General features: G+C 68.6%; 2 pseudogenes. Both read left to right on the top strand.

Annotation, left to right across the window (positions count from 1 at the left end):
* Window positions 1–647 (top strand): annotated as a pseudogene (locus tag HZS63_RS14270) (FAD-dependent oxidoreductase); the annotation flags it as partial.
* Window positions 644–1784: pseudogene (locus HZS63_RS13740) on the top strand (dihydrolipoyl dehydrogenase family protein); the annotation flags it as partial. The pseudogenes HZS63_RS14270 and HZS63_RS13740, both read left to right, overlap by 4 nt.

Genomic DNA, 1784 nt, shown 5'->3' with positions numbered 1-1784 from the left:
TCAAGCTGGGCGACAAGGTCAGCGAAGGGTCGGTGATTCTGTCGCTGGAGGTGGCCGGTGAGGCGGCCGCGGCCGTGCCCTCCTCGGCGCCCTCGGCACCGACCACTGGTGCCCCGGCGTCCGCGCCTGCCGCGGCTGCGGTGGCGGCCCCGGCCTCGTCCGCTGCGCCCGTGGTGGCGGCCGCGGTGTTGCCGGCGGCGGCCAGCTTTAGCGGCAGCGCCGACCTGGCGTGCGACGTGCTCGTGCTGGGCGGGGGGCCGGGCGGCTACTCCGCCGCGTTCCGCGCCGCCGACCTCGGCTTGAAAGTGGTGATCGTGGAACGCTACGCCACCTNCGCTGCGCCCGTGGTGGCGGCCGCGGTGTTGCCGGCGGCGGCCAGCTTTAGCGGCAGCGCCGACCTGGCGTGCGACGTGCTCGTGCTGGGCGGGGGGCCGGGCGGCTACTCCGCCGCGTTCCGCGCCGCCGACCTCGGCTTGAAAGTGGTGATCGTGGAACGCTACGCCACCTTGGGCGGCGTGTGCCTGAACGTCGGCTGCATTCCCTCCAAGGCGCTGCTGCACGTGGCCGCCGTGATGGACGAGGTCAGCCATATGGCCGACTTGGGCGTGGAGTTCGGACGCCCGGTGGTCAATATCGACAAGCTGCGCANTTGGGCGGCGTGTGCCTGAACGTCGGCTGCATTCCCTCCAAGGCGCTGCTGCACGTGGCCGCCGTGATGGACGAGGTCAGCCATATGGCCGACTTGGGCGTGGAGTTCGGCCGCCCGGTGGTCAATATCGACACGCTGCGCAGCCACACGGAAAAGGTCATCGGCAAGCTCACGGGTGGGCTGGCCGCCATGGCCAAGATGCGCAAGGTCACGGTGGTGCGTGGTTACGGGGCCTTCGTCGGCCCCAACCACGTCGAAGTGGAAGAAACCACCGGCACCGGCCAGGACAAGACCGGCAGCAAGACAGTGGTGGCGTTCAAGCGGTGCATCATCGCGGCCGGTTCGCAGGCCGTGCGGCTGCCGTTCCTGCCCGACGACCCGCGCATCGTGGACAGCACGGGTGCCCTGGCGCTGCCGACAGTGCCGAAGAAAATGCTCATCATCGGTGGCGGCATCATCGGGCTGGAGATGGGCACCGTGTACTCCACCCTGGGCGCGCGGCTCGACGTGGTGGAAATGATGGACGGTCTGATGCAGGGCGCCGACCGCGATCTGGTCAAGGTCTGGGAGAAGATGAACAAGGGCCGCTTCGACAACATCCTGTTGAAGACCAAGACCGTGGGGGCACAGGCCACGCCCGAGGGTATCCGGGTGCAGTTCGAGGGGCTGGACGGTACCAAGAGTGAAGGCATCTACGACCTGGTGCTGCAGGCCGTGGGCCGCACACCCAACGGCAAGAAGATCGCGGCCGACAAGGCCGGCGTGGCCGTGACCGACCGGGGCTTCATCAGCGTCGATATCCAGATGCGCACCAACGTGCCGCACATCTTCGCCATCGGCGACATCGTGGGCCAGCCCATGCTGGCGCACAAGGCGGTGCACGAGGCGCATGTGGCGGCGGAAGTGATCGCCGGCGAATTGCAGGGCAACAAGGAACTGGCCAGCGCCGCCTTCAACGCCCGCGTGATCCCCAGCGTGGCCTACACCGACCCCGAAGTGGCCTGGGTGGGCCTGACCGAAGACCAGGCCAAGCAGCAGGGCATCAAGGTCAAGAAGGGCCTGTTCCCCTGGGCGGCCAGCGGCCGCGCCATCGCCAACGGCCGTGACGAGGGCTTTACCAAGCTGCTGTTCGACG

Origin of the sequence: Tepidicella baoligensis (genome assembly GCF_013432195.1) — a bacterium.
Taxonomy (GTDB): Bacteria; Pseudomonadota; Gammaproteobacteria; order Burkholderiales; family Burkholderiaceae_C; genus Tepidicella; species Tepidicella baoligensis.
Note: the sequence above shows the minus strand (reverse complement) of the source record. Positions and strands in the feature narration are given on the sequence as shown.